We start from the raw sequence: 26041 nt of genomic DNA on the forward strand, positions 1-26041 counted from the left end.
AAATGAAGAAAACGCTGTTACAAGCGTGCGCGGTGTGTGTCGGGGCAACCACGGTGCAAGCGGGTGGTCTTGATCGTAGTGGTCAGGGCGTCAACATCCTTTTTGAAGAAGGTTCGGTGGTGCAGTTTCGTCTGGGATACACCGATCCCGACGTAAGCGGATCCATGCAGGATCAGATACCGGTCAGCCCCACTTTTGGTGAGACGATCGATTCCGGCGATGTAACCAACGATTTCTGGACGCCCCACCTGGCGTACAAGACCGCATTGACCGAGGAACTGGACTTCGCGCTTGTCTATGACCAACCGTTCGGAGCAGACATCGCCTATGCCGCGAATTACCCGCTGTCTCAGAACGTTCTGGCGCTGCAGGGTCTGCCCGGCGCAACCACCGACGTTCTGCGCGCCAAGGCCGATACGGACGCAATCACCGCGTTACTACGCTACAAGTTCGATGGCGGCTTCAGCGTTATCGGCGGTGTCCGCGCTCAACGTCTGAAAGCCAGCGTTTCGGTTCCGATTGCAGGTGCCGGATCTACACCGTTCCCGCAGGGCGGGTACCGGGTCGAAACCGATGCGGAAATCGACTTTGGCTATGTCGTTGGGGTTGCTTGGGAAAGACCCGACATCGCTGCCCGCGTGGCGCTAACTTACAACTCGAAGATCACTCATGATCTGTCGCAGTCCGAAGCCAATGACTCGCTGGCATTCACCCCGTTCCCGACAGTGACCCGCGCAAGCGCCGATTCCTCGACCGAGGTCGTGACCCCGCAGTCGGTCAACCTGGATTTCCAGACCGGTGTCGCGCCAAGAACGCTGCTGTTCGGATCGGTTCGCTGGGTCGATTGGCCGCAAACCGTTTACGCGCCGCCGGTCTACACCGGCCTGACCGGCATCAACCTTGTGGACTATGAAGAGGCCACCTGGACCTACTCGCTTGGCCTTGGCTATCAGTTCACCGAAGAGTTCTCGGGCGCCGTGACCTTTGGGTATGAATCGTCGCAAGGCAATTCGGTTTCGAACCTCGGCCCGACCGACGGATTCTGGAGCATTGGCCTGGGCGGTACCTATTCGCTTGAAAAAGCGAAAATCTCGGGCGGTATCCGCTATACCGATATCGGTGATGCCACCGCAAACGGAACCGGACCGGACAACCGCGCCACGTTCGAAGGCAACAGCGCATGGAGCGTCGGACTTCAGATCACCTACGCTCTGGACTGATCGCCCATACGAATGCAATTTTGAGAACCCCGCCAACCGGCGGGGTTTTTCGCATGAAACGGGTCGCTCTGCGCAATGCGGCATGACATGAAAACCTCATGACGACACAAAAAACCCTAACACCTCGCGCCTGGGCCGAGCTGACCCTGTTGGGCATAATCTGGGGCGCCTCTTTCCTGTCCATCCGTATCGCGCTGGACACGATCCCGTTCATGACGTCGGTGCTGCATCGCGTGTTCTGGGCCACGCTGGTCCTGTGGGTCTATATCTTTGCCAAACGGCTGCCGATCCCCCGCAACCCGCGCGTCTGGGGGGCATTTCTTGTCATGGGGCTTTTGAACAATGTCCTGCCATTTTCGCTGATGGCCTGGGGGCAGCTCTATGTGGAAACGGGTCTGACCGCGATCTTGAATGCCGCAACTGCCGTGTTCGGAGTTCTGATCGCCGCGCTGTTTTTTCAAGACGAACGCCTCAACCCGATGCGTCTTTTGGGCATATGTCTTGGGTTTCTAGGGGTGGCGATCGCCATTGGCCTGGGAAACTTCACCGCCCTGAATCCGGGCAGCCTGGGTCAGTTGGCGATCCTCTCGGGCACCCTGTGCTACGCTTTTGCCGCCGTTTGGGCCCGTCTCTACCTTGGGGACCTGCCACCGCAAATTGCAGCCGCCGGTATGCTGACGGCCTCGACCATCGTTATGCTACCGTTGACGCTGTCGGTGGATGGCGTCCCCGATCTGGTGCTGCCGTGGCAAACCTGGGCGGCGATTGCCTACTATGCGATCATCGCAACCGCGGGGGCCTATCTGCTGTATTACCGCGTGCTTGCCCTGGCGGGCAGCGGCAACCTCATGCTGGTCACGCTGATTATACCTCCGGTTGCCATCCTTTTGGGCAGTGTTGTGCGCGACGAATCCCTGCCGCCAAGCGCCTTTGCCGGGTTCGCCGTCCTTGCCATCGGGCTGATCATCCTCAACCGCGCCACCAGACGCGATTGACGCCGGGTTCGGCCCGTTTTAGCTAGGGCAAAACAAGGGACGGCGAGACATGATCTATTCCTCGGCAAAGGACTGGCGCAACGCGGCGCGCAAGAAGGTGCTGTTTTTCGGCATGTCCGGTCTAGGCAAGACCTATGTTTCCAACATCCTGCGCGATGCCGGAGACTGGTTTCACTATTCCATCGATTACCGCATCGGCACCCGCTATATGGGTGAATACATCACCGACAACGCCAAGACCGAGGCGATGAAAGTGCCGTTTCTGCGCGATCTTCTGTTGTCGGATTCGATCTATATCGGCTCGAACATCTCGTTCAACAACCTAACGCCGGTCTCCACCTATCTGGGCAAGCCCGGCAATCCCGATCAGGGCGGGTTGGAGATTGCCGAGTATCGGCGGCGACAGGAACAGTTCCGTCTTGCTGAAATCCACGCGTTGCTGGACACCAAGTACTTCATCGACCGCGCCGAGCGCCTGTACGAGTACCCGAACTTTATCTGCGACACTGGCGGGTCGATCTGCGAATGGGTGGACCCGAACGATCCCAACGACCAGATTTTGACCGAATTGTCCTGCCATACTCTGATGATCTGGATCGAAGGCGACGAGGCGCACACTGCCGAGTTGATCCGCCGGTTCGACAAAGCCCCCAAACCGATGTCCTATCAGGCCGAGTTTCTTGAGCGGGTCTGGGCCGACTATCTGCAACAACATGGCTGCGCCAGCGCCGAGGTGAACCCGGACGACTTTATTCGCTGGACATATGCCCGTGCCCTTGCCCATCGCAAACCCAGATATGAAGCGATGGCTGCGAATTGGGGCCTGACCGTTTCGGCGGATGACATCAGCAATGTTCGCGATTCCGTCGATTTCGATGACGTGATCGAACGTGCCCTTGAGAACCGTGCCAGCCGGGCCTAAGTTCCAGAATTCCGCAACACTTCATCAGCGTGACCCTATGCCTATCAAGATCCCCTCTGACCTGCCTGCCTTTGACGTCCTGAGCCGCGAGGGCGTCATGGTCATGGCCGAGGATCACGCGGCCCGTCAGGATATCCGCCCCTTGCGGATCGGTCTGTTGAACCTGATGCCCAAAAAGATACAGACCGAGAACCAGTTCGCTCGACTGATCGGTGCGACGCCGTTGCAGATCGAGCTGTCGCTGATCCGCATGACCGAGCATCAGACCAAGAACACCGCCGCCGCACATATGGCCGAGTTTTATCGCCCGTTTCAGGAGGTGAAGGAAGAAAAGTTCGACGGTCTCATCATCACCGGTGCCCCTATTGAACATCTGGATTTCGCGGATGTGACCTATTGGGAAGAGATCCGTGAAGTGTTCGAATGGACCCAGACCAACGTGCATTCGACCTTTGGCGTGTGCTGGGGTGGAATGGCGATGATCAATCACTTTCACGACGTCAAAAAGCATATGTTGGATGCCAAAGCCTTTGGCTGTTTCCGGCACCGCAACCTTGCTCCTGCGTCACCGTTCTTGCGCGGTTTTTCTGATGATTGCGTAATTCCTGTCAGCCGCTGGACCGAAATGAAACAGGCCGAGATTGACGCAACAGACGGCCTGAATACGCTGCTGGGCAGTGATGAGGTTGGTCCTTGTCTGATCGAAGATCAGGCGCACCGGGCGCTCTATATTTTCAACCATTTCGAATATGACAGCGACACGTTGAAACAGGAATATGATCGCGACATTGCCAATGGCACGCCGATCAATGTGCCGATGAACTACTACCCGGATGACGATCCCTCGCAGATGCCGCAGAACCGCTGGCGTAGCCATGGGCATCTGCTCTATGGCAACTGGATCAGCGAGATCTATGAAACGACGCCGTTCGACATAGACCGCATCGGCGTAGACATGACCGATCTGAGAGCCTGAGTCGCGATGGTGCGTTTCGGCCTCATCCTTCTGATTGTTCTCGCGATAATCTGGATCGCTGCATCTTGGCGCGCTGCCAGGACAGAAACCCGGACCGAAGCCGCATTCCCGCCCGAAGGCCAGCTATTGGATATCGATGGTATCGCCGTTCATGCGGTTGTAATGGGCGAAGGACCGGATGTTGTGCTGATCCACGGCTCTAGCGGCAATACCCGCGACATGACCTTTGCGCTGGCACCGATACTGGCCGAAACCTACCGCGTCATCGTCTTTGATCGCCCCGGGTTGGGCTATTCCGAGAGCTTTAACCCGGACGGAGAAACGATTGTTGAACAAGCAGAAATCCTGCAAGCGGCAGCGGCGCAGCTTGGCGCGAACAAGCCTATTGTCGCGGGTCAAAGCTATGGCGGTTCGGTTGCGCTTGCTTGGGCTGTGACCCGTCCTGAGGATCTGTCGGGCCTGGTTCTGATCGCGCCTGCTGCGATCCCGTGGGAGACACCATTGGATGCGTTCAACACCATCGCCGCCACGGGTGCTGGCAACGCCCTCGCCCTGCCCCTGATCTCGGCCTTTGTGCCGGATTGGTTTGTTGACAAGACACTTGATGCGGTGTTTGCGCCTCAGAAAGCGCCAGAAGGGTATGCAGAGCATTTCGGTCCCGGCCTGACCCAAAGGCGCGCGTCCATGCATGCTAATGCCAAACAACGCGCCAACCTGTTGGCCGAGGTCACCGAGCTTCAGCCGCTATATGGGGAAATCTCGGTCCCCACGGAAATCGTCCACGGCACTGCGGACACAACCGTGGGCGTGGACTGGCATTCGCAACCGCTGACCGAACAGATCCCGGGCGCTGAACTGATCGAGTTGGACGGCATCGGCCATATGCCGCAGGTCGTCGCAGCGCCCGAGGTTGCCGCAGCAATTGACCGCGCGGCACAACGCGCAGGTTTGCGTTAAGCCTGTCTGTAATCCATAGTAAGTTACGGATTTTATTGCGAGGCCGCCCATGACCCGTTCTCAAACTGGCGCGATCGAAAGCTACTTTCGCAACGACGCCCCCAAATCTGTTCGCACAGCGATCGAGGACGCAAAAAAAGGCGATATCGTCAACCCGACCTACCCCTACCCGGAAAAGATGAAATCCAAGGATTATGCCACGCAGATGGAAGCGTTGCAGATCGAACTGGTCAAAATGCAATCGTGGATCAAAAAAACCGGTCGACGGGTGGCGATCGTATTCGAAGGCCGCGACGCTGCTGGTAAGGGCGGGACGATCAAACGGTTTCGCGAGAACCTGAACCCACGCGGGGCGCGTAATGTAGCGCTCAGCAAACCATCGGATGCGGAACGCAGCCAATGGTATTTTCAGCGCTACGTTCAACATTTGCCATCTGCCGGAGAAATCGTGTTTTTCGACCGCAGCTGGTACAATCGCGGGGTCGTAGAAAACGTTTTTGGGTTTTGCACGCCCGATGAACGCGAACGGTTCTTCCGTCAGGTGCTGCCACTTGAGACCGGGCTGGTGAATGATGGTATCGAACTGTTCAAGTTCTGGCTGAATGTCGGTCGCGCCGAGCAGCTGAACCGCTTTCTGGCGCGCGAGAGCGATCCCCTGAAACAGTGGAAACTCAGCCCGATCGACATTGCCGGTCTGGAAAAGTGGGATGAGTATTCGCAATCCATATCCGAGACGCTGACCCGCACCCATACGGAACATTGCCCCTGGACGATCGTACGCTCGGACGACAAGAAACGCGCGCGGCTTGCCGCCATTCGGACCGTTCTGACCCGGCTCGACTATGACGAGAAGGACGAAAAGGCCTTGGGCGCCACGGATCCTGCAATTTGCGGTGGTCCGGATATCTGGGAGTCATAGGGTATTGATGCCTCACCACTTTTCTCAGGTTGGACGCGCCCCCATCTTTGGTTTATCTGTTGGCCTCTAGCAAAAGGTAGCTAACGCCGGAATGTCAAAGCGCGGGTATCACCACGGAAATCTGAAGCAGGCTCTGATCGAAGCCGCGCTTTCCCTGATCGAAGAGAAAGGCCCAACCGGGTTCACATTGTCCGAGGCCGCCAAGACCGCCGGGGTCACCCCTGCGGCGGTATACCGACATTACCACGGGCGCGAAGACCTGATCGCCGAAGCCGCGCGGCAGGGGTTCGAGATGTTCGCCGACCTGATGCAATTCGCACATAACAAGGGGCAACCCTCGGCGCTTGCCGCGTTCGAAGCGACCGGGCGGGCCTATCTGGCATTTGCCCGCAAGCATCCCGGCCATTACATCGCGATGTTCGAAAGCGGCATTTCGTTGAACCGCACGCCCGAACTGGCCATGGCGGCCAACCGGGCCAAGGAAGTGCTGGAGAAAGCTGCCGCCGACCTGTCGCGCCACATTCCCCCGGAAAAGCGTCCCCCAGCTTCGATGTTCAGCGCCCATATCTGGGCGATGAGTCACGGGGTGGTCGAGCTTTATGCCCGCAACACCGGGGCCACATCCCCATTTCCGCCCGAAGATCTGCTGGAATCCGGAATCGGAATCTACCTGCGCGGATTAGGACTGGTCGCACCGGACGAGTGATCTGGCCTAGAACACCCGGCTGGGCTTCGGCGTGGTCAGGCGTGAGGTGACGTTGATCAACTCCATCTGCCCCATCCCCTTGATATCAACCGCGCCCAGATCAGTGATCTGAAACTCATCGATCAGGGCGTATTTCATCTCTTCAGGGGCCACAATTTTCATCGGATTCGCAAAGACTTGCAACCGTGAGGCAATGTTGACCGCGGGTCCGAAGACGTCATAGACGTATTTCTGAATACCGACGACCGACCCAACTGCGGCCCCCATGCCCAGCCCAATCCGAGCCTGCCATTTATGCGGATGGCTTTCGTTTCGTCGTTCCAGGTATCGCAGGAACCTGACAGCGCAATGGGCCACGGCGGTGGCGTGATCCGGCGTCGCGTCCGGCATGCCCGAGACAGCCAGATAGGCGTCCCCGATGGTCTTGATCCGCTCGCACCCGAACTGCTCAACGATCCGGTCGAAGGCTGTGAAGATGTCGTTCAATTCGCTCAACGTGACCGTCGGATCGGTCTTGGCGGCAAAATCGGTGAAACCAACAAAATCCAGCATCACGACCGAGACCTGATCGAACAGTTGGGGCGTGACAACCCCGAAAGTTTTGAACTCTTCGTACACAGCGCGCGGCATTAGGTTCAGCAGCAATCGCTCAACCCGCTCTTTTTCGCGCTCCAGCTCACGCGTGTTCCGTTCAACCATGGTCGAGTAGCTGTCGATCATGCTTTCAAGTTCGCGGATGCGGGTGATATTCTGGCATTCCACCACCAGCACCTGTTCCTCGAGCCCATTGGCCAATGAGACCGATGTGGCAAAAATCAGTGTCCGGCGCTTGGGTTTGATCTGCAATTCAACGGAATAGCGCAGACCGGACTGCTTGACGTCATCCAGTTCCTTGGCATCCAGATCCGGCAGCAGGTCCAGCAGGGTTTGCCCTTCGGTCGGGGTACCGAACCAATCGGCAAATGGTCCGTTGTGAAACACAAATGTCAGATCGGACGCGCGTAGCACCGCGACCCCTACTCCGATTGCGCGCAGAAGGTGCTCGTTGATGGCCAGAATACTCATGCGGCGTCCCGCGCGACGATGATGGACCGTTTCGACTCGATGGCTGCAAGGGCAATGTCGATATCTCCTTCGGACATCCCGTGCATTTCCAGAGCTTCGCTGAACAATGCCGCCATCTCGTCAAAATGCGCGTGCGAAATCTTGAGGTGTCGATGCACCGCCTCGATCCGGTCATCGCTGAACGACGCCGGTCCACCCACCAGAGAGGACACGAACTTGGTCTGGTGGTCGATCAATCGGGGCAGATCAATGTCTTCGAAATGAAAACCGATCTCATCGGAATCCAGTGCCATTTCGTAGAAGGTCATCACAATACGGCTGATGGTTTTGAACCCGCCGTATTTCTCATAGATCGTCTGACTCACAACTCTAACCGGCTCGTAATTTGCAATAACACTGCAAGGTTATATCAAATTGACAGTTTTGTTAACGGTTTTGAGGCAACCTGTGCTTGCGCGTCGTCGCGGCGCGGGTTTTCACCAGCCACGACGACCGAAAAGCGAATGAATGCGACCTTGTTCGGTGAATGGTTCGGCCGGACTTGGGCGCGACAGGTGCGCCACCACACGGTTCACCAGCAGCCAGGCGACTATCGCAAAGATGACACCCCCGAATGCCTGCCCCAGCAGGACCCCCTGGGCCCCGGCAAGATGAGAACCGATCACCACGAACACCCAGGTTCCGACGGTATGCCGCCCCCAATTGATCCAGGTCGAATAGACCGGGTGGCCCAGGTTATTGAAACTGGCATTGGTGACGAAAATCACGCCGTTGAAGAATGAGGCCAGCGCCAGCGGGCCACAGAACAGATAGATCAGGGTCCGCGTTTCGCCTTGCGCGTCAAACAGATCCGCGATCGGTACCCGCAGCAGGAACAAGACCGCGGCCATAATCAGCACATAAGTGCCTGTGAACTTGATCCCGGCCAAGAACGCAGATCGGACCCTGTCGTATCGTCCGGCACCAAAATTCTGGCCAATGATCGGTCCGATTGCGCCGGACAGCGCAAAAATGACCGAAAAAGCAACCGGAAGCAGGCGCCCGATCACCGCCATGCCCGCCACCGCGTCGGTTCCATACTCAGCAATCTCGCGCACGACGATGGCGTTGCCGATTGGCGTGGCTACATTCGTCAGAATCGCAGGGATCGCGATTGTTTTCACCGCCCGGAAATCCTGCGCGACCTGCCTTGCGGACGGGCGCGCGAACCCACGATGCACGCGCAACGCCGGTATTAACGCCGCCGCCAGCATCGTAACCCGCGCCAGGACCGACGCGATGGCGGCCCCATCCAACCCAAGCCCGACAGCAAAGATCAGGATCGGATCCAGCACCGCATTGACCACACCGCCGTAGATCGTGGCCATCATCGACCGGCGCGCGTCGCCATGCGCCCGCAGCACCGCCATCGCCGTCATCGCCGCCGACATGACCCACATGGTGGGCAAAATGATCGAAACATACCGGACCGCCAGCCGCAGAACCTCTTGCTGCGCACCCAACAGGGACAAAAGGAACTCGACGTTAAAAAGAACAAGCAACGACACCAGAATGCCGATGCTGATCCCAAGAACGCCCACGCTCGAAGCATATTTCCGCGCCTCGTCCGACCGCCCCGCGCCAAGCGCACGCGCGACGAGGGCACCCGCTGCAATGGACAGGCCGATATTCACGGCATTGGTAAAGAACAGCAACGTTCCCGCATACCCGACGGCTGCGGCCAGGGCATCATTGCCCAACATCGATATGAAAACCATATCGACGAAATCAACGGCAAAGATGGCCATCAAGCCGATGCTGGTGGTCAGTGACATGCGCACCACATGCCGCATCAGACTACCCGTCAGAAATACTGCGGTGCTGTTGGACTGATCCGTCATTCGATGATGATTCCCCGTGCCCCGACGTCGAACCACCCTGCACATTTAAACGCCGATGCGGCAAGGGTGGATCAAATGCGGTTTTCGAGGGCAGCAAAACGGTCACGCATCTGAATCAACTCGAACCGGCCAAAGCCTGGTCCTTATGTTTTCATGCGTCACTCTCTTCCGCGGCCATTTTGACACTCGGATGAGCCTCAACGTCCTTAAGCATCTTCAGGATCTCAGCCCTCCAGCCTGCCTTGATCTTTAGGGCCAATTGGGATGGTGGGCGATGTTCCGGCTCGAGTATCGCATATTCATACCTGAGAGGGTCTTCGAAAGGCAGGAACACCACCTTACCCGCCGACAACTTCAGTTCACGCTCGGTCGCAACCGTCAAAGGGTCCACGATTGTGCAACACTGGCCGGAACTTACGAAAGGGATGAGAGGCAGAAAATACTGACAGGTTACTGTCGAATTGTAGCTGGCGGCTACGTCCTGAAATTTACTTCGGATCTTGTGCTGGAACGGGTGCGTCTCGTGCAGACCGCCCATCGGAACTCCGTCAAGATCAGAGATCGAAATGCTATCACGCGAGGCAAGCGGGCTTTCCCGGTCAATCGCACAGAAACAGTCGGCCTGAATCACCTCGACAGAGTATTGAGATTCCTTGCCAACCGAAAAGTCAAAATCAGCAAACCCAAAATCGATATTCTGCGTCCCCGCCAGTTCCATGATCTGTGGTGAACTGCGTGTCGACAAGGTTATGCGGATATCCGGGCTCTCTCCGACCGACTGGCTGATGAAGCGTGGGAACAGAAAGGCCGAGGGCCCCGGCATTGTAGCAATGTTCAGGCTGCCCGAGTGCCCTTTGATCAACCCCTCCATGGTGTTGGAAATCGTTGCAAGGCGGTCCAGAATACCTGTCGTTTCAGCCAACAGGTAATGCGCCTCGGGCACCGGAACCAGACGCCTGCCCTTTCGCTCGAACAAAGTCAGGCCAAGGGTTCTTTCAAGGTTTTTCAATGCCAGACTGATTGCTGGCTGGGTACGGTTCAGCTTTCGGGCCGTCTGCGAGATCGAGCCAGTTTCCATCACCTCGCGAAAGACTGTGAGCTGCGTTAGGTTCATCCCCAACCTATAAGCCGAACTTTAGTTTTGTGAAATATAACAAATTTGTTTTTATGAAATTTGTCTTTACGCTTTTGGGATCGAGGTTCGGTCAAACCGAATCCCACGAACCAACAACGGAGACGACGATGAAACTAGTGAAATGCCTGACTGGTCTGGCTTTGGCTGGCGCGCTGGCCGCCCCGGCTTTGGCGCAGGATCCGACCTTTTTCCGCATCGGCACCGGTGGTGCAGGTGGAACCTATTTCCCCATTGGCGGCACCATTGCAAACGGTATCTCGGCCCCTCCGGGTTCGCGCCCCTGTGAAGAAGGTGGCCAATGCGGTGTTCCGGGTCTGATTGCGATTGCGCAATCCACCACTGCATCGGTATTCAACAACGCCGCCGTGCAAAATGGAGAGCTTGAGGCCGGTCTTGCCGCTGCCGACGTGACCCGATCGATGTATCTTGGTGAGGGCAAATTCGACGGTAAACCTCACCCCAACCTGCGCATCGTCGCGAACCTGTTCCCCGAAGATCTGCATCTGGTTCTGCCTGCTGGTCAGACGATCAACGATCTAAGCGATCTGGAAGGCAAGCGTGTCGGTATCGCGCAGGCGGGTTCCGGCACGCAAGTTGCCGTGTTGCAGATGCTGGACGCCTGGGGCGTCAACCGCGACAACATGGACGAGGCCGAACTGAACAACAGCCAGAGCGCCGAACGTCTGGCCGATGGTCAGCTTGACGCCTACTTCTACGCAGCTGGCTGGCCGGTTGCCGCGATGGTTCAGCTGTCGTCGACCAAGGGCATGAACCTGCATTCCTTCACCGACGAAGACATGGCGAAGATCAACGAGATCATCCCGGCCTATATCCCCTCGACCATACCGGGCGGCGTCTATGAAGGCATCGACGGTGAAACCAAGACCCCCGCGGTCAGCGCGATGCTGGTTGTCTCGTCAGAACTGTCCGATGATCTGGTATATGGTCTGACCAAGGCACTGTGGAACGACAATACACGTAAGCTGCTGGACAACGGCCACGCCAAAGGCAAGCAGATTACGGCTGAAACGGCCCTGGACGGCGTTGAGGCTTTGGGTGTCCCGCTGCATCCGGGTGCCGAAAAGTTCTATAAAGAAGCCGGCCTTCTTCAGTAACCGCAACTGACAGAACCGTATCGCCGGTGCCCCTGTTCCGGGGCACCGCACTCTGGAACTATGCGAAATCAGGGGGCCATCATGTCCGAGACCCAGAAACTTGATGACCACGAACTGACGGCCGAAGAACTTGCGGCCATCGAAGAACAGTTCGACGAAGGTGCCGCCGTGCGGCAGGTCACGCCCACTGCGGGCAAGGTACTGCGCGTCGTTGCCCTGATCCTTGCATTTTATGAATTCTTCACTGCCGGGTTCGGCTTGCCCGCCGACCATTGGCATATGGGCATCTATCTGGCGCTACTGTTCATTCTGGTCTACGCGACAATCCCGGTTATCGGCGCCAAGAGCCTCTATGCGCTTAAGGTCAGCCGGTTCCGCATCGGCAACATCCCTCTTTATGACCTGGTTTTCATGGCACTGGGGATCGTTGCTGCCCTCTATGTTGGCGTTGCCTGGCGCGGCATTCCGTTTCTGGGGATTGAGGAACAGACGTTCCGCATGGGCAACCCCAACACCTATGACGTGATATTAGGTGTAATCATCATCCTGCTGGTGTTGGACATCGCGCGACGCACTTTGGGCTGGGTGCTGCCGCTGATCATCTGTGTCTTCATCTCCTACGCCCTGCTGGGACCGTATTTCCCCGGCCTGCTGCAACATCCCGGCGTGAACTTCAAAACCTTCGTGTCGTCAATGTACTTCCCGCAAGAAGGCATCTACGGCGTCACACTTTGGGTGGTTTCCACCATCGTGTTCCATTTCGTGCTGTTTGGCGTAATCGCGCAGCGCACCGGATTGGGGCAATTGTTCATCGACAACGCTACTATTTTGGCGGGACGCTACACCGGCGGTCCGGCAAAAGTGTCGGTGGTATCCTCGGCCTTCTTCGGCACGATCTCGGGTTCCTCGGTGGCCAACACCGTTTCAACCGGCGCGCTGACAATTCCCAACATGAAGCGCCTTGGATACCCCGGCCATTTCGCAGGCGGGGTCGAAGCCGCATCCTCGGCCGGTGGCCAGATCACCCCGCCCATCATGGGGGCCGCGGCCTTCATCATGGCCGAGTTCCTCGAGGTGCCCTACACCACCATTGTCATCGCCGCGATCTTCCCGGCGATCCTGCACTATGTCGGCGTTTTCGCCGTGGTGCACCTGATGGCGCGCAAGCTGAACCTGAAAGGCTTGGCGAAAGAGCAACTGCCGCAACTCAAGGCAGTGTGGGCCGAGGGCTGGGCCAATATCGTTCCACTGATCGGGCTGCTTGTCGTGTTGTTCACCGGCTATACCCCGTTCATGTCGGCTTTCTGCGGCATATCACTGGCGGTCATCGCGGGCATGTCGCGGCTGAAACAGCCACCAACGCTGATCTACGCGGCTGCGTTCCTGGCCTTTGTGCTTTGGAAGTTCTCGGACGGCGGATTCGATCTGACCATGACAGCCATACTTTGCGGCCTGTCGCTGATCGCAACACTAAATCCGCAGAAACGCATTGAAGTGCCCGAGATGCTGCAAGCGATTGAGCTGGGTGTGAAATACTCGCTGGCAGTAGGTGCCGCTGCCGCTGCTGTCGGCATCGTGGTCGGTGTGATCAACACAACCGGCATTGGTTTCCGTATCGGTTTTATGGTCACGCAGGGCGCGGGCAATCTGGCGTCAGATCTCTATAACATGATCTCGTTCGGCAGTTTCCAGCTGTTTGCGATGGAAGACCTGCAGCTGTTCATCTCGCTGGTCTTCATTGCCATCGTCTGCATCCTGATGGGAGCAGGCATCCCGACCACCGCACTATATATCATGCTGGTCTCGGTCGCGCAGCCTGCGCTGGCTCAGCTTGGCGTCCCGCCAATCGCCAGCCACCTGTTCGTGCTCTACTACGGCGTGGTGTCCGAGATTACGCCGCCTGTCTGTACATCCGCTTATGCGGCGGCGGCCATCGCCAACTCGAACCCCTTCCGAACCGGCTTGTCGGCCTTCACGCTCGGGCTGGGCAAGGTGATCGCACCGATGGCGTTTGTCTATGCGCCGGTCCTGTTGTTCGTGTCTTCGACCGGGTTCAATCTGTGGGAGTTCACCTACACCGCTTCCAGCTGTATCGCAGGCGTTGTTGCCTTGTCCGCAGCGGTGGTCGGCTATTGGCTGAAACCGCTGAACATGGTGTCACGTATCCTGATGGCCATCGCTGGTGTGATCTTTGTTGCGCCAAGCTTGACCGCTGATCTGATCGCGCTCGCCGTGGCTGCACCCGTCATCGTCACCCAACTGATCGCCCGCAATCGCACCCACTCTCCGGCGTGACGCGATGACAGAACACGTGACCATCATCGGCGCAGGGATCGTCGGCATTTGTTGCGCCCTGTCGCTTCAGGAACGCGGTATTCCCGTGCGCCTGATCGACCGGGGGGAACCTGGACAGGAAACTTCATTCGGGAATGCGGGCGTGGTGTCGCCATGGTCGATTATCCCGCAAGCCATGCCCGGTATTTGGAAGCAACTGCCCGCAATGCTTATAAACCCAAAAAGCGCGTTGTCGGTGCGCAGCGCCTTTTGGCCCAAGATGATCCCTTGGGGCCTGCGGTTCCTGGGCAATTCGAACGAAAACAAGGTTCGGAAAACGTCGGACGCTATGGAGTTGCTGTGCCGCCCTTCCATCGAACTGTACCGCAAGCATTTGAACGGGACCGGGCACGAAGACCTGATCACCGACAGCTATTATGTGCACGCGTTCCGCCGTTCCGACAATGCAAACCTCGGCGGATTGGACTATCAAATCCGCGAAGAAAAAGGTGCGCAAATCGAGCGTGTCGATGGCGCTGAGCTTCGTCGCATCGAACCGGCATTGTCCGAAGAGTTCAAAGCCGCCGTGCTGATCAAGGGACAGGCGCGCATACTCTCCCCGGGGCGCGTTGGCGCTGTATTGGCCAAGAAAGCACAAGCGCAGGGCGCTGAGATCGTGAAAGCAGAGGTCAGGACCCTGTCGCAAAGCGCGGATGGCAGTTGGGAATTGACGACCTCGGGCGAAACGATACAGGCGCAACATATCGTCATGGCAGCCGGAGTATGGTCGGCCAATCTGCTCAAACCGATGGGGATCAAAGTGCCTTTGGTGGCCGAGCGCGGGTATCACGTCGAGTTCCCGGATGCCCAAAGCTCACTGAGCAATTCGGTTATGGACGTTGAGGCAAAAGTTGTCGCCAGTTCCATGTTGGATGGCCTCAGAGTCGCGGGGACGGCAGAGTTTGCAGAGATTGACGCACCGCCAGACCCGCGCAAAAAGGCGCTGCTGACCCAACAGGCCAAGGCGATGATGCCGGACCTGAACACGCAGGATGCGCACTTTTGGATGGGGCGGCGGCCCTCCTTTCCCGACAGTCTACCGGCGATTGGTCAGGTGAACGGCAAGTCGGGTCTCTACGCAGCTTTCGGGCATTCCCACTACGGATTGATGATGGCCCCAAAAACCGGAGAGCTTGTGGCCGATCTTCTGTCAGATCGACGACTCAATATTGAACTTGATCCCTATTCGCTGGATCGGTTTTAGGCGTTCTATCCGCGCCAAAGACTTGTTAACGGAAGGAAAAGGCATGCCGATTTTTGAAGGTGGACAAAATATTTGCGGTGCCTCCATCGGCGTATTGTGTTTGGAAAGCTACTTCCCCAAACCGCCCGGCCACATCAAGAACCCGTCCAGCCTGCCCTTCCCCGTACTGTACGAAATGATTGACGGCGTGACCGTGCCGGACTTGTTGAACGACCCCAGACCCGAACTGCTGCAGCCTTTCATCAAGGGCGCACAGAGGCTGGAAGCCGAGGGCGTGCGCGCTATCACGGGCAGTTGCGGTTTCCTCGCCTTGTTTCAAAAGGAACTGGCAGCCAGCGTCTCGGTCCCGCTGTTCGCCTCGAGCCTGATACAAGTGCCGCTGGCGTTCAACATGACCGGGGCCAATGCGCCCGTAGGTGTCTTGACCGCGGATGCTTCGGCGCTGACGCCCAGGCATTTCGAAGGCGTTGGGGCCGCAAACGTTCCCGTCGCCGTGAAGGGGTTGGAAGACACCGAGGAATTCGCCGAAGTGATCTTACGGAACACTCGAACGCGCATGGATACGGATCTGGTCGAGGCCGAAGTGTTGCAGGCCGCGCATCAGCTGAGACGTGAGGCACCAGAAATCAGGTCGCTGGTATTGGAATGCACGGATTTGCCGCCCTATGCCGCACGGATTCAGGAAGAGCTTAGGCTGCCGGTCTTTGATCTGACGACGCTGGCGCAGATGGCCCACGCGGTGTCAGCACGGGCACCTTACGGTGGCATCATGCCTTGGGCTTGATCATCCACAGCAGTCGCAGCGCTCGCTTTTTGTCCTCGTCCGATCTAGACGTTTGTTTGGGCGTTTTGGTCAGCTAAGGGGATGAGCGTGACACGAGATGTATGACATGTCGCTGGGATTGTCCCTGTTGATGGCCGCCGTTTTTCTGGGTGCGCTGCTACAGGTTGGAATTGGCATCGGATTCAGCATTCTGGCCGGTCCGCCGATGATGATCCTGTTGGGAACAACAACAGCGGTTCCTGCACTTTTGCTATTGAATACAATCGTTTCTGTTGTTGCAACGGATTGGAGCGTCGTGACGACTGAGCGGCGCACATTATCTACGGCGATATTCGGTTGCCTGGTCGGAATCGTTGCCGGCCTGATGGTCTACCCGTGGCTCAGCGAAGCCTTCGTTCTGGCGCTGACCGGTTTGCTTTTGCTGATAGGCGTGATCACGACCATTCTTCCAATGCGGAACGCGATTGGTGCGACCGGTTTTGGGGCAGTGTCTGGGCTATCCGGCTTGGCAACGGTGTGGGCTGCAACACCCGGGCCGCTGATGGTCTTTGGGCTGATTGCGCGAGGCTTTGAAGCCCGGGACGTGGCCGTTCTGGTTCAACCCATCGCACTTGTTGCCTATGGGGCCGCGTTTCTGTTGCACGGGATTTCTGACTGGCAATCGGTTCCCTTTGGGTCCCAGCTTTGGGGGTTTGTGGGCATCGCATTTGTCGGCAGCTTGATCGGGCGCGCGGTCAGATCGCACCTGCCCCAAACCCTTGTCAGGGCTGCGATCCGCGTAATCTCGTTGGTGGCCTGCTTTGTGCTTTTCCAACGCGCTTACCTTGTCGCTTGAATTTCAGAGGTCGAAAATGATGTCAAAAGATCTTCTTTCCAAGTTTCCAAGGGCCCGCTTCATGTCCGGCACCACGCCGATTGAACGGCTGGACCGGATGTCAGAAAAGTTGGGGATCGACCTGTGGCTCAAGCGGGATGACCTGACTGGGCTCGGGTTTGGCGGCAACAAAACGCGGCAGCTTGAGTTCTACTTTGGTGAGGCGCTGACTCAGGGTGCGGATACGATCCTGATTACCGGGGCGGTTCAATCCAACTATGTCAGGTCCGCCGCAGCCGCCGCCGCGCGGCTTGGAATGAAATCTGTCCTGCAATTGGAAGAGCGTGTCTCGGATATGGGGGCGGAGTATTATCAGTCCGGCAACGTGTTATTGGCCAAGATCCTCGGGGCCGAACACATGAGCTATCCCGTCGGCGAAGACGAAGCCGGAGCGGACGCAGCCCTGCACGCCCGGGCCGAGGAGTTGAAAGCACAAGGTCGCACCCCTTACGTCATTCATCTGGGCCTGCATCACCCGCCTCTGGGCGCGCTTGGTTACGTTGCCGCAGGGCAAGAGCTTTGCGAGCAGATGCAGGATTTCGACGCCGTCGTTGTCCCGTCCGGTAGCGGGGCGACGCACGGGGGCCTGCTGACGGGCATTAGAACTTCGGGCGTGTCGGCCCCGGTCTTTGGCATCTGTGTTCGTCGAAACAGCCAGTTGCAGCAAGACCGGATGGTGACAGTCCTTGAGTTGCTGTCAGATCTTTTGGGCATTGATCCGGCGATGGTTGTGCCTGATGTCCAGACCTGGGACAAAGCACTGGCCCCCGGCTATGGCAAACTGGGTCCAAAGACCCGGGCAGCGCTGGAATTGATGGCGCGGACCGAAGGGATTTTCCTTGATCCCGTCTACACCGCCAAGACTTTTGCAGGCCTGCTTGATTTGGTTGAGCATGTGCAGATCGAGCAAGGGCAAAAGGTGGTGATGATACATACAGGCGGACTGCCTGCATTGTTCGGTTATCAGAATGACCTCAGCCCGACGCAACCGGCCTGAACTATCGGTTCGGCAATATCGCGTGGCGCTGCGACGTGCGCTGAGCCACAGGCTTTATTCAGCAGCGAGGTTTTGCGTTGACACTGCCTGCGCCAGATACCCGTCCCTCGTTTGCGGGCTTTTGATCCCCAAAACCGAACTGGCAATCTGATTGCGCAGAATCTGCGCTGTTCCGCCGCCGATCGTGAACATCCGAACATCGCGGTACATGCGCTCCAGAGGTTCCCGGTCACTGTAGCCGCGCGCGCCAAACATCTGAAGCGCGTCGTTCACAACCTTGATTGCCATCTCTGACGCAAAGAGCTTGGCGCGCGCTGCCTTGGCCATGTCGGGAAATTCTCCTTGGCTTCCGCCAATAGACCTTGCGGCGTCGTGCAACATAAGACGTGCTGCATGGACCTGCGTATCCATGTCAGCCACCATCCATTGCAACCCCTGAAACTCGGCCAGAGGTCTACCGAACTGCTCGCGCTCACGCAGATACTGTTTCGCCCGTTCCAGCGCACCCGCTGCCACACCCATCGCAATCGTACCCGCACCCACCCTTTGCGAGTTATACGCCTCCATCAAATCTGCAAACCCGCGCCTTAGCCCGGAAGGAGGTTGCAGTAGCCAATCCTCATGTACCTCGAGGTTCGTGAACTTCAACTCCGCCTCGGGCATACCGCACAGGCCCAGTGTGTTTTCCCTGCCCACGACCTCAAACCCGTCGGGTAGGTCAGCGTTCAACGGATCGGCACAGACGATAAACCCTCCAATACCCAACTCGTCGCCGTTTTCATCGATCACCCGGGCAAAAATCAGGTGCAGTTTCGAAACGCCGCCGCCCGTGATCCAGTGTTTGCGACCGTTTATGACATAAGTGTCTCCGGTCTTGCGGGCTGTTGTCTGCATGTCGGTTGCGGCGCTGCCCGCGTCCGGTTCGGTAATGCAGATCGCTGGTTTGTCCCCTGCCAGAACATGACGCGCGCAGAATGCTTTCTGTTTCTCAGTGCCATAGGCCATGACCGCGCTGATACCGCCCATGTTCGCTTCGACAACGATGCGAGCCGTCAATGTGCAGACCTTTGCGATCTCTTCGACAATCTCGACAACCTCGAAAAAACTTGCCCCCTGACCGCCAAACTCCCTCGGGATCGTCATGCCCATGATCCCGGCGTCGGTCAGGGACGCGACGTTGCTCCAGCAGTAGCTGCGGGTTTTGTCCCAGTGGGCAGCGCGTGCTTCAAACTCGGGCGCTAGGTCCATGGCTGCTTCGAGCAATCGACGTGACATCACAGGAACTCCCAACAAACACTTCACGAAGGCGTGATAATGCCAGGATAGCAGAAGTGTTTATTCAAAAAAACGAACTTAAACTTTATATCTTATTCAACTATGCTGAACTTATGCAGACACGATCTCTGAAAAGCCTCGTCAAAATTTCGCGCGTCCAATCTTTCAGCGATGCGGCAGAACAGCTGGGAATGACATTGCCGGCGCTGTCTATGCAGATGAAATCATTGGAAGAAGCCTTAGGGACCGAGCTATTCGATCGCTCGGTCAGACCACCACGCCTGACACCAATCGCGCGCGCAATTGTCGAAGAAGCGGTTCCTTTACTGCGACACGAAGACAATCTTGTGGAAATCTGTCGGCAAGGTGGCGGGTTGGCCGGTAAATTCCGTATGGGCTTCGTGACAACTGCGGCAGTTCGCCTGCTTCCCGGATTCCTTCAAACCGCCACTCGCGAATTGCCCCATGCCTCGTTCGAGTTCGAGACCGGTTTGTCTGCCAACTTGCAACAGAAAGTCCTGACCGGGTTGCTGGACGCGGCGATCATCACCGACGCGGACGGCTTGCCCAGCGAACTGGCCTCGGAGGTTTTGCGGAAAGAACCGCTGGTCTTTGCAGCGCACAAAGACCTCCTTGACCAAGGAGCACCCAAACTGCTGTCCGAAGGCGTGTTTTTTCACTTCATGCCAGACACCGGAATTGGAAAGTTGATTGCCCATGTCATGATCCGCCATGAACGACCGTCGCAGGCCAAGACCGTTGTGCTTGATAACCTGGAGGCCATCATGGAGTGCGTCTCCGCCGGGCTGGGCTTTACGCTTCTGCCCGTCCCTGATGTCGAGCGATACCGCGCACCGGATTTGGTGACTCTGGATGCCAAGGCGTCTCCTCAGCGCAAACTGGTCCTTGTCACATTGCGCGACAGTATCCTGGATCGTTACCGGCCCGAGTTGGCATCTTCGCTGGGCCGCACGCGGGACAGTGGTACCGAATAACCCGCCTCCGGTCGCCCTGTTCGCCTTAAAGCGCGCATTTTGGATCGCCGTCTCGAAGCGCGAGGAACTTACATCAGCGTGTCAATCGCGACCGGTTGGCCGCTGCGCTGCGACTGGATCGCGGCAAAGGTCAATGCCAGTGACTTCAGGTTGTTTCGGGCCGAGTTGTCGGGTGCGCGGTTTTCTTCTATGGCGCAAAGCAATTCACCCATTGCCCCCTGAAACCCGTCGTTGAACCACGTACCGCGTAACGTTGGGCGGGCCGACCCGTCTGCAGTCGTCAAGGTGATAGATTGCTGTCCCAGATCAGGTCCTGTCGAGCATATGCTGCCTTTGGTGCCGGAAATGTAAGTCGTATCCATCGGCCCGTGTTGCGTACTGCCATCGAACACAAGACTGGCCTGCCCCTGATCCAATTTGATCACTGCCTGCGCCAGAAGCGGCACTTTATTGGCCTGACCCCGCGCGCAAGAGGCGCTGGCGAACAGGGACCTCGCCCGATCCCCGACAATAGTTGAGACAAAATCGAACCAGTGAATTCCGAAGTCGTAAAGTATCAGATCCTCAATCTCGTCAAATGGCGTCCCCGCCGTCCAACCATGGTCCCAGTGAATGGCAGTGTGAACCGATTGCACGTCTCCGACATGACCGGCGCGGCACGCCTCGCGCATCCAGGCCATGTGCGGCGACCAGCGTCCATTCTGGTTCACGGCAAGTTTCACGCCGTGCTGGTCAGCCAACTCAACCAGAGCCTTTCCGGTTTTCAGGTCGGACACAAAGGGTTTCTGGCTCAGCACATGTTTGCCTGCTTTCAGGGCCGCCTCAATCACCGGCGCACGAATGTCGGTTGGCAATGTGATGTCGATGACGTCGATTTCGCTTTCGTCCAATAGGTCCTGATAGCTGTCTTCGATGCGGGCATTTGGGTAGAACTCTGCTGCCTTTTCTTCTGCCTTTGCTCGGCTTCGGTTCCAAAGTGCCACAACGTCCCAACCTGCCGACCGATAGGCATCAAGGTGGCTGTTTGAAATGCCACCGGTCCCGATCATCCCGATCCGCGGACGATAGGATTGAGGGTTTGGTGGTTGGTAATCGACTTCGGGCGCGTCGATTTCCGGTAAATCCTTGGATTTCAACGCGTAAGTGTCTGTGTCGGCAGCATCTTCGCTCATGGCAGCAACTCCAGGGTGCGTTTTTCAGCGGCCGACTGCACAGCGGTATCAACGATCCTTTGTGCCGTCAGGCACAGTTGTGGGCTCAAAGGCCCCGCGACTGTTTCACCACGACGAATGCAGCCAAGGGCGTATTCGATCGCGTTGCCTTCTCCCTCGGGCAGCGGTTCGGCGGCGATCTTGTGCCGCTCCGGTCGCGCGCGGGTCTGAACCGTAAGGTGATCTGCGTAATCAGGGGACGAGATCGTTCCGTCTGTTCCGACAAATACAAACCCACAAGTGGGCTGCGGTTGCGTGGTCCAGGGGTCGGTGAATGTCCCCCACCGGGTTTCCATCTTGGACAGGCCACGCGCATAGCGGCAGACAGCGATGGCATGCTGGTCGACTTCGATACCGGGGGTTTCATCGACCGTGCAGGTCACCTCGATTGGTGCTTCGCCTTCCATGTACCAGGTTCCCAGCGTTGCCCCGTAACCCAGGTAGTCCAGCAACGATCCACCACCGGACGATTTCCTGTACCACCAAGAGTTTGGTTTCTGCTGCTCGACCTCTTCCGGGCTAACCTCGACCTTGTCGGCAAGGTGAAACAGTGGGCCGCGGTTGCCATCGTAGAAATGCACCTCTCGCAACTCGCCGATCAGTCCTTCGTCGATCAGGCGCTTGGCAGTGACGTGGCTTTCCACCCACCGCAATGGCCAGTTGATGATTAGCTGCTTCCCGGTCCCTTCCATCGCGGCGATCATGCGGCGCGCATCCTCGGACGAAGCTGCGAATGGTTTCTCGACAAAGACGTGCAGATTATGTGCCGCAAGTTTTTCGGTGTACGTGGCGTGATCCGCTGTGGCGACGCACAGAATGGCCATATCGTAAGGACCGGCTGCCATACAGGTATCGAAATCGGTAAACACCCGGTCTTGCGGAAGGTCAAAATTCTCGATCGCCGATGCCATCTTGGACACATCAGGATCATATATCCCGACAATTTCAGCGTCGGGGTGATCATGCACCATGCGAAGAAGATCACCCATATGCATGTGGTCAAAGCTAATTCCAACAATCCGAAACATGGGCTTCCTCCGTTCTACCGGTTTCCCGTGATCCTGACATAAATGGCGGTCACTGCGAGAATGATCAGACCAAACAGGGCTGTTCTGGCGCCTTCGGGCATCTGCATCAGCGTCAGCATCGTATCGAGAACCCTGATGATCAACGCGCCCACGATGGCGCCCGCGAAACTCCCGCGTCCTCCGAAGATCGAAGTACCGCCGATCACCGCAGCCGCGACCGAGGGCAGCAAAAGCGGATTGGCCAGACTCAGCGAGGTTTGCCGGATCATTCCAAGATACAGCAATCCGGCGACTGCTGCGATCACTCCGGACAGAGCGTAAAGTGCAAGATAGACCTGCCAGGATTTGACGCCCGAAAGCTTGGCCGCGTTTTCGTTTGAGCCCAGTGCAAACAGCAATCTGCCAAATCCGGTAAACCGCATCAGCCAGAAGATGAACAACGCGAAAGGTACGAACAGAAACAACCCATTGGGCATGGACAAAGTGCGCCCGGTTCCAAGCCATGTCAGAAACGCAGGGATCTCGGAGCCGGCATTGATCACCAGCCGCTGATACACCTGCAGACACCCCGTGGCGATCAGCCCGGTCCCCAGCGTCATGATCAGCGGATGCACCCGCACCAGTCCGACCCCAAGGCCGTTGACCACTCCAACAACTAAACCGGACGCCAACGCAACCAGCACCGCCGGGGTCGCGCCCCAAAGTGACGTCAGGGTTGCACAGACAAAGGCCGCGACGGTCGCGACTATACCTGCCGACAAATCGATACCGGCTGTTAGCATGGTCAGAACCTGACAGGCAGCCAGCATCGCAAGCGGTATTGCAAACTTGATCAAGTTACCGACCCAAAAGGTCGATATCAGCCCATCGCGCCCTGCACGAAATGGGGTGACTATTCCGGGTCGCATAAACTCCAAAACGGCGATCAGCAGAACCAGAAAGACCAAAAGCGGAATCACGGGATTATCCCGAAGATATCGACCGATGCGAACTACGGTTGGGTCATTCACGGCCATACTCATCGTCTCGCACCTCGCGCAGAGGCCGCGGTGCCAAGCAACACGACGGCTACCATGATCGTTCCTTCGATGATGGTCGTGACGTTGGGGTCCACGGCCAGAAATGTCAGGATCGTACGAACAATCCGCAGGATGAACACAGCGACAATCGGTCCAAGCAACCCACCGCGCCCACCGCCCAGAACGACGCCGCCCAGAACAACGGCTGCAACAGATGCCAGCAGATAGGGTCCGGGCACCGGCTCGCCGATCCCGGTCAACGCCGCGAGGCTTAGGCCACCAAAGGCACAGAACAGCCCACAAACTCCGTAGGATACGATTTTCACGCGACCTACGGCGACGCCCGACCTGAATGCCGCGCGTTCGTCCGATCCGACCGCGTAGATTGAAATGCCAAGTTTGGATCGCCGCAGGGGCAGCCACACCAACGCAATGCAACCGACCGTTATCGCCAGAGCGCTGGGTAGGCCGGGAATGATACTGCCGCGAATGCTCTGCTGGACCCAGCCGGTTGTAGATCCGCCCGGAGTTTCGAGTATCAGAAGAGCCGTCCCTTCCCAGACAAACAGCATCGCCAGCGTTACCACGATATCAGGGACGCGCGTCAATACGATCAGGGCGCCGTTGACCAACCCCATCGCCAAGCCAATGCCCAACACGATCACGATAGCCGGAAGGCCCGCCATCCGTTCCATCAACACAGCAGCAGAAACTGCGCAAACCGCCATCATCGACGCAACCGACAGATCAATCCCTCCAACAATCACCACCACGGCCATACCAGCCGTCGCAAAGGCAAAGGGCAGCGCGGCGCGCGCAATGCTCTCAAGCCCGGACGCGCCAAAAGAGGGTTGTATAAGTTTGGTGAGTACCAACAGAACCAGCAGCAACACGACAAGTCCGAGCAACCAGGAATTTTTGCGAAGTATCTTAGTCACGCCGCGCTCTCATTTTCCGTCAGGCCATAGGCTGCGCGCAGCAAGGTTTGCTCATCCGCATCATTTGCGTCGACGACGTCCACGACGCGACCGTTGAAGATGACCAGCGCCCGGTCACAGGCCAGCGGAACCTCTTCCAGCTCTGAGGTGTAGAACAGGACCGAGGCCCCGTTTTGCGCCAGTTCCCGCACCAAAGGGTAAATCTGGCGCTTCGTCCGAACATCGATCCCGCGGGTCGGGTCGAACAGCAACAGCGTCTCGACACCTGTGGCGAGCCACCGGCCGATGGTTACTTTCTGCTGATTTCCCCCCGATAGTCGCTGAACCTCACCCTGAGCGCGCGTATCGATTTGTAGTTTCTCGATGGCGTAATCGACGCGGTCTCGTTCCTGTCGCAATTTCAGTTGGCCCCAATTCCGCAGACGCGCTGAAAATGGAAGGGCTATGTTCTCTTTGACCGAGCGTTGTGCCAATAGCGCATCGGCGCGATCACCCGGAACAAAGGTCAATCCGGCTTCGATGGCGTCCGCTGGATGCCTGAACCCGACTTGCGAGCCATTGACCTCGATCACACCGGCGGTTGGCGGCAGAAACCCGGCCAGACACTCGAACATCTCATCCTGTCCCTGCCCCTCAAGCGCGACCACGCCAAGCACCTCGCCCGGAAAGAGGTCGAATGAGATATTCGACACTTTCGGTGCAATCGCGAGGTTCCTGACGGACAGGCGCGGTTTGTCACGCACTGCGTTGGCATGAGTATCTCCACGATCGCCCAGGTCCAGTTTTTGCCCCAGCATCAGTTCCACTGCCCGCTCTTCGACGCCAGGCTCAATTGTCAAATCACCGACGGTCATCCCGTCCCGCAAGACTGAGGCCCGGTCACACAGCTCAGAAATTTCGCTGAACCTATGCGACACGTAGATGACGCCCATGCCTTGGTTCGCTTGCGAACGCACGACGCTCAGAACCCGCTCAACCAGATCTGTGGGCAGTGCGGCCGTCATCTCATCCATCAACACCACATCAGGCTCGGATGCCAGCGCCCGCGCGAGGTCGAGTATGCGCAACGTGGCCAGAGGCAATTCGCCGATCATGTCCGACAAGTTCAGCTGTTCAATCCCGAGTTCGCTGACCCAATGCCTGAACGGCTCAAGCGGGGTGTCCGTCAGACGCAGGTTATCGGCCACATCCAGATCGGGGATCAGCGAGGGCTCTTGATACACCGGGACAAGACCCGACTTCCGTGCCTCTGCCGGGCTACCGACGCGCGCCAATTGCCCGCGGATCAGCACCTGACCGCTATCCGGTTTCAAAGCACCGGTGATGATCTTCACGAATGTGGATTTCCCTGCCCCATTTGCCCCCATCAGGGCGACCACCTCGCCCTTGGAAACACAAAGATTGGCGTCGGTCAAAGCACGGACAGCACCGAAGCTCTTGGCAATCCCTGAAGCGTCGAGGAGATGTGTTTCGGTCATCGGTGCCCGCTATT

Annotated in this window: 24 protein-coding genes; 14 read left to right on the forward strand and 10 right to left on the reverse strand. The window is 57.7% G+C overall.

Translation table 11 applies throughout. From position 1 onward, the window contains the following. Nucleotides 1-2 precede the first annotated feature (2 nt). The 7 genes from ACR0LX_RS02265 to ACR0LX_RS02295 all read left to right on the forward strand — a co-directional run bounded on the left by ACR0LX_RS02265 (nt 3) and on the right by ACR0LX_RS02295 (nt 6695). Nucleotides 3-1220, forward strand: coding sequence for an OmpP1/FadL family transporter (locus tag ACR0LX_RS02265; protein ID WP_480569280.1), 1218 nt, complete (start codon nt 3-5; stop codon nt 1218-1220). Between the two features lie 98 nt (nt 1221-1318). Then, the gene (locus ACR0LX_RS02270; protein WP_480782385.1) at nt 1319-2215 is read left to right on the forward strand and encodes a DMT family transporter; all 897 of its coding nucleotides are present in this window, start codon (nt 1319-1321) and stop codon (nt 2213-2215) included. Between the two features lie 49 nt (nt 2216-2264). Beyond that, nucleotides 2265-3137, forward strand: coding sequence for an ATPase (locus tag ACR0LX_RS02275; protein ID WP_480782386.1), 873 nt, complete (start codon nt 2265-2267; stop codon nt 3135-3137). Between the two features lie 37 nt (nt 3138-3174). After that, nucleotides 3175-4113 carry a homoserine O-acetyltransferase MetA gene (metA, locus tag ACR0LX_RS02280; RefSeq protein WP_480782387.1) on the forward strand — a complete coding sequence of 313 codons (939 nt, stop codon included), beginning with the start codon at nt 3175-3177 and terminating at the stop codon, nt 4111-4113. Between the two features lie 6 nt (nt 4114-4119). Continuing rightward, nucleotides 4120-5070 carry an alpha/beta fold hydrolase gene (locus ACR0LX_RS02285; protein ID WP_480782388.1) on the forward strand — a complete coding sequence of 317 codons (951 nt, stop codon included), beginning with the start codon at nt 4120-4122 and terminating at the stop codon, nt 5068-5070. Nucleotides 5071-5119: 49 nt separating this feature from the next. Continuing rightward, complete coding sequence (ppk2, locus tag ACR0LX_RS02290) at nt 5120-5989, forward strand: polyphosphate kinase 2 (RefSeq protein WP_480782389.1); 870 nt, start codon at nt 5120-5122, stop codon at nt 5987-5989. A gap of 91 nt (nt 5990-6080) precedes the next feature. Further along, a complete protein-coding gene (locus ACR0LX_RS02295; RefSeq protein ID WP_480569264.1) occupies nt 6081-6695 on the forward strand; it encodes a TetR/AcrR family transcriptional regulator in 615 nt (204 codons plus the stop codon). A 6-nt stretch (nt 6696-6701) separates the two neighbouring features. Here ACR0LX_RS02295 and ACR0LX_RS02300 read toward each other — a convergent pair whose 3' ends face one another. From ACR0LX_RS02300 to ACR0LX_RS02315, 4 genes are all read right to left on the reverse strand, one after another. Further along, complete coding sequence (locus ACR0LX_RS02300; protein WP_480569261.1) at nt 6702-7760, reverse strand: adenylate/guanylate cyclase domain-containing protein; 1059 nt, start codon at nt 7758-7760, stop codon at nt 6702-6704. Then, nucleotides 7757-8125 (reverse strand): group I truncated hemoglobin, encoded by a 369-nt coding sequence (locus ACR0LX_RS02305; RefSeq protein ID WP_480782390.1) that lies wholly within the window; start codon nt 8123-8125, stop codon nt 7757-7759. Before ACR0LX_RS02305 ends, ACR0LX_RS02300 begins: the two co-directional genes overlap by 4 nt. Nucleotides 8126-8236: 111 nt before the next feature. Then, entirely contained in the window at nt 8237-9640 is a 1404-nt protein-coding gene (locus ACR0LX_RS02310; protein ID WP_480782391.1) for an MATE family efflux transporter, read from the reverse strand. Between the two features lie 151 nt (nt 9641-9791). Beyond that, complete coding sequence (locus tag ACR0LX_RS02315; RefSeq protein ID WP_480782392.1) at nt 9792-10754, reverse strand: LysR family transcriptional regulator; 963 nt, start codon at nt 10752-10754, stop codon at nt 9792-9794. Nucleotides 10755-10882: 128 nt separating this feature from the next. Between ACR0LX_RS02315 and ACR0LX_RS02320 the strand changes: the two genes are divergently transcribed. From ACR0LX_RS02320 to ACR0LX_RS02345, 6 genes are all read left to right on the forward strand, one after another. After that, a complete protein-coding gene (locus tag ACR0LX_RS02320) occupies nt 10883-11890 on the forward strand; it encodes a TAXI family TRAP transporter solute-binding subunit (protein WP_480569249.1) in 1008 nt (335 codons plus the stop codon). Nucleotides 11891-11971: 81 nt separating this feature from the next. Beyond that, the gene (locus ACR0LX_RS02325) at nt 11972-14185 is read left to right on the forward strand and encodes a TRAP transporter permease (protein ID WP_480782393.1); all 2214 of its coding nucleotides are present in this window, start codon (nt 11972-11974) and stop codon (nt 14183-14185) included. A 4-nt stretch (nt 14186-14189) separates the two neighbouring features. Next, nucleotides 14190-15428 carry an NAD(P)/FAD-dependent oxidoreductase gene (locus ACR0LX_RS02330; RefSeq protein WP_480782394.1) on the forward strand — a complete coding sequence of 413 codons (1239 nt, stop codon included), beginning with the start codon at nt 14190-14192 and terminating at the stop codon, nt 15426-15428. Between the two features lie 43 nt (nt 15429-15471). Continuing rightward, nucleotides 15472-16212, forward strand: coding sequence for an aspartate/glutamate racemase family protein (locus ACR0LX_RS02335; protein WP_480782395.1), 741 nt, complete (start codon nt 15472-15474; stop codon nt 16210-16212). A gap of 106 nt (nt 16213-16318) precedes the next feature. Continuing rightward, complete coding sequence (locus ACR0LX_RS02340; protein WP_480782396.1) at nt 16319-17047, forward strand: TSUP family transporter; 729 nt, start codon at nt 16319-16321, stop codon at nt 17045-17047. A 19-nt stretch (nt 17048-17066) separates the two neighbouring features. After that, the gene (locus tag ACR0LX_RS02345; RefSeq protein ID WP_480782397.1) at nt 17067-18083 is read left to right on the forward strand and encodes a D-cysteine desulfhydrase family protein; all 1017 of its coding nucleotides are present in this window, start codon (nt 17067-17069) and stop codon (nt 18081-18083) included. A gap of 54 nt (nt 18084-18137) precedes the next feature. On the opposite strand, the gene acdA is transcribed toward ACR0LX_RS02345, so the two are convergent. Beyond that, nucleotides 18138-19358, reverse strand: coding sequence for a 3-sulfinopropanoyl-CoA desulfinase (gene acdA / locus ACR0LX_RS02350; RefSeq protein ID WP_480782398.1), 1221 nt, complete (start codon nt 19356-19358; stop codon nt 18138-18140). 113 nt (nt 19359-19471) lie between these two features. Between acdA and ACR0LX_RS02355 the strand changes: the two genes are divergently transcribed. Further along, nucleotides 19472-20353 (forward strand): LysR family transcriptional regulator, encoded by an 882-nt coding sequence (locus tag ACR0LX_RS02355; protein ID WP_480782399.1) that lies wholly within the window; start codon nt 19472-19474, stop codon nt 20351-20353. A 68-nt stretch (nt 20354-20421) separates the two neighbouring features. Here the strand turns inward: ACR0LX_RS02355 and ACR0LX_RS02360 are convergent, their stop codons facing one another. Genes ACR0LX_RS02360 through ACR0LX_RS02380 form a run of 5 tightly spaced genes read right to left on the reverse strand, consistent with a single transcriptional unit; the run spans nt 20422 to nt 26027 of the window. Continuing rightward, on the reverse strand, nt 20422-21525 hold the full coding sequence (locus ACR0LX_RS02360; protein ID WP_480782400.1) for a Gfo/Idh/MocA family protein: 1104 nt from the start codon (nt 21523-21525) through the stop codon (nt 20422-20424). Further along, nucleotides 21522-22592 carry a Gfo/Idh/MocA family protein gene (locus tag ACR0LX_RS02365; RefSeq protein WP_480782401.1) on the reverse strand — a complete coding sequence of 357 codons (1071 nt, stop codon included), beginning with the start codon at nt 22590-22592 and terminating at the stop codon, nt 21522-21524. The genes ACR0LX_RS02360 and ACR0LX_RS02365 overlap by 4 nt, the downstream gene beginning before the upstream one ends. A gap of 14 nt (nt 22593-22606) precedes the next feature. After that, nucleotides 22607-23614, reverse strand: a complete 1008-nt coding sequence (locus tag ACR0LX_RS02370; protein WP_480782402.1) for an ABC transporter permease — start codon at nt 23612-23614, stop codon at nt 22607-22609. Further along, on the reverse strand, nt 23611-24549 hold the full coding sequence (locus ACR0LX_RS02375) for an ABC transporter permease (RefSeq protein ID WP_480782403.1): 939 nt from the start codon (nt 24547-24549) through the stop codon (nt 23611-23613). Before ACR0LX_RS02375 ends, ACR0LX_RS02370 begins: the two co-directional genes overlap by 4 nt. After that, entirely contained in the window at nt 24546-26027 is a 1482-nt protein-coding gene (locus ACR0LX_RS02380; protein ID WP_480782404.1) for a sugar ABC transporter ATP-binding protein, read from the reverse strand. Before ACR0LX_RS02380 ends, ACR0LX_RS02375 begins: the two co-directional genes overlap by 4 nt. Nucleotides 26028-26041: the final 14 nt, after the last annotated feature.

The organism is Ruegeria sp. CH11, assembly GCF_056537105.1.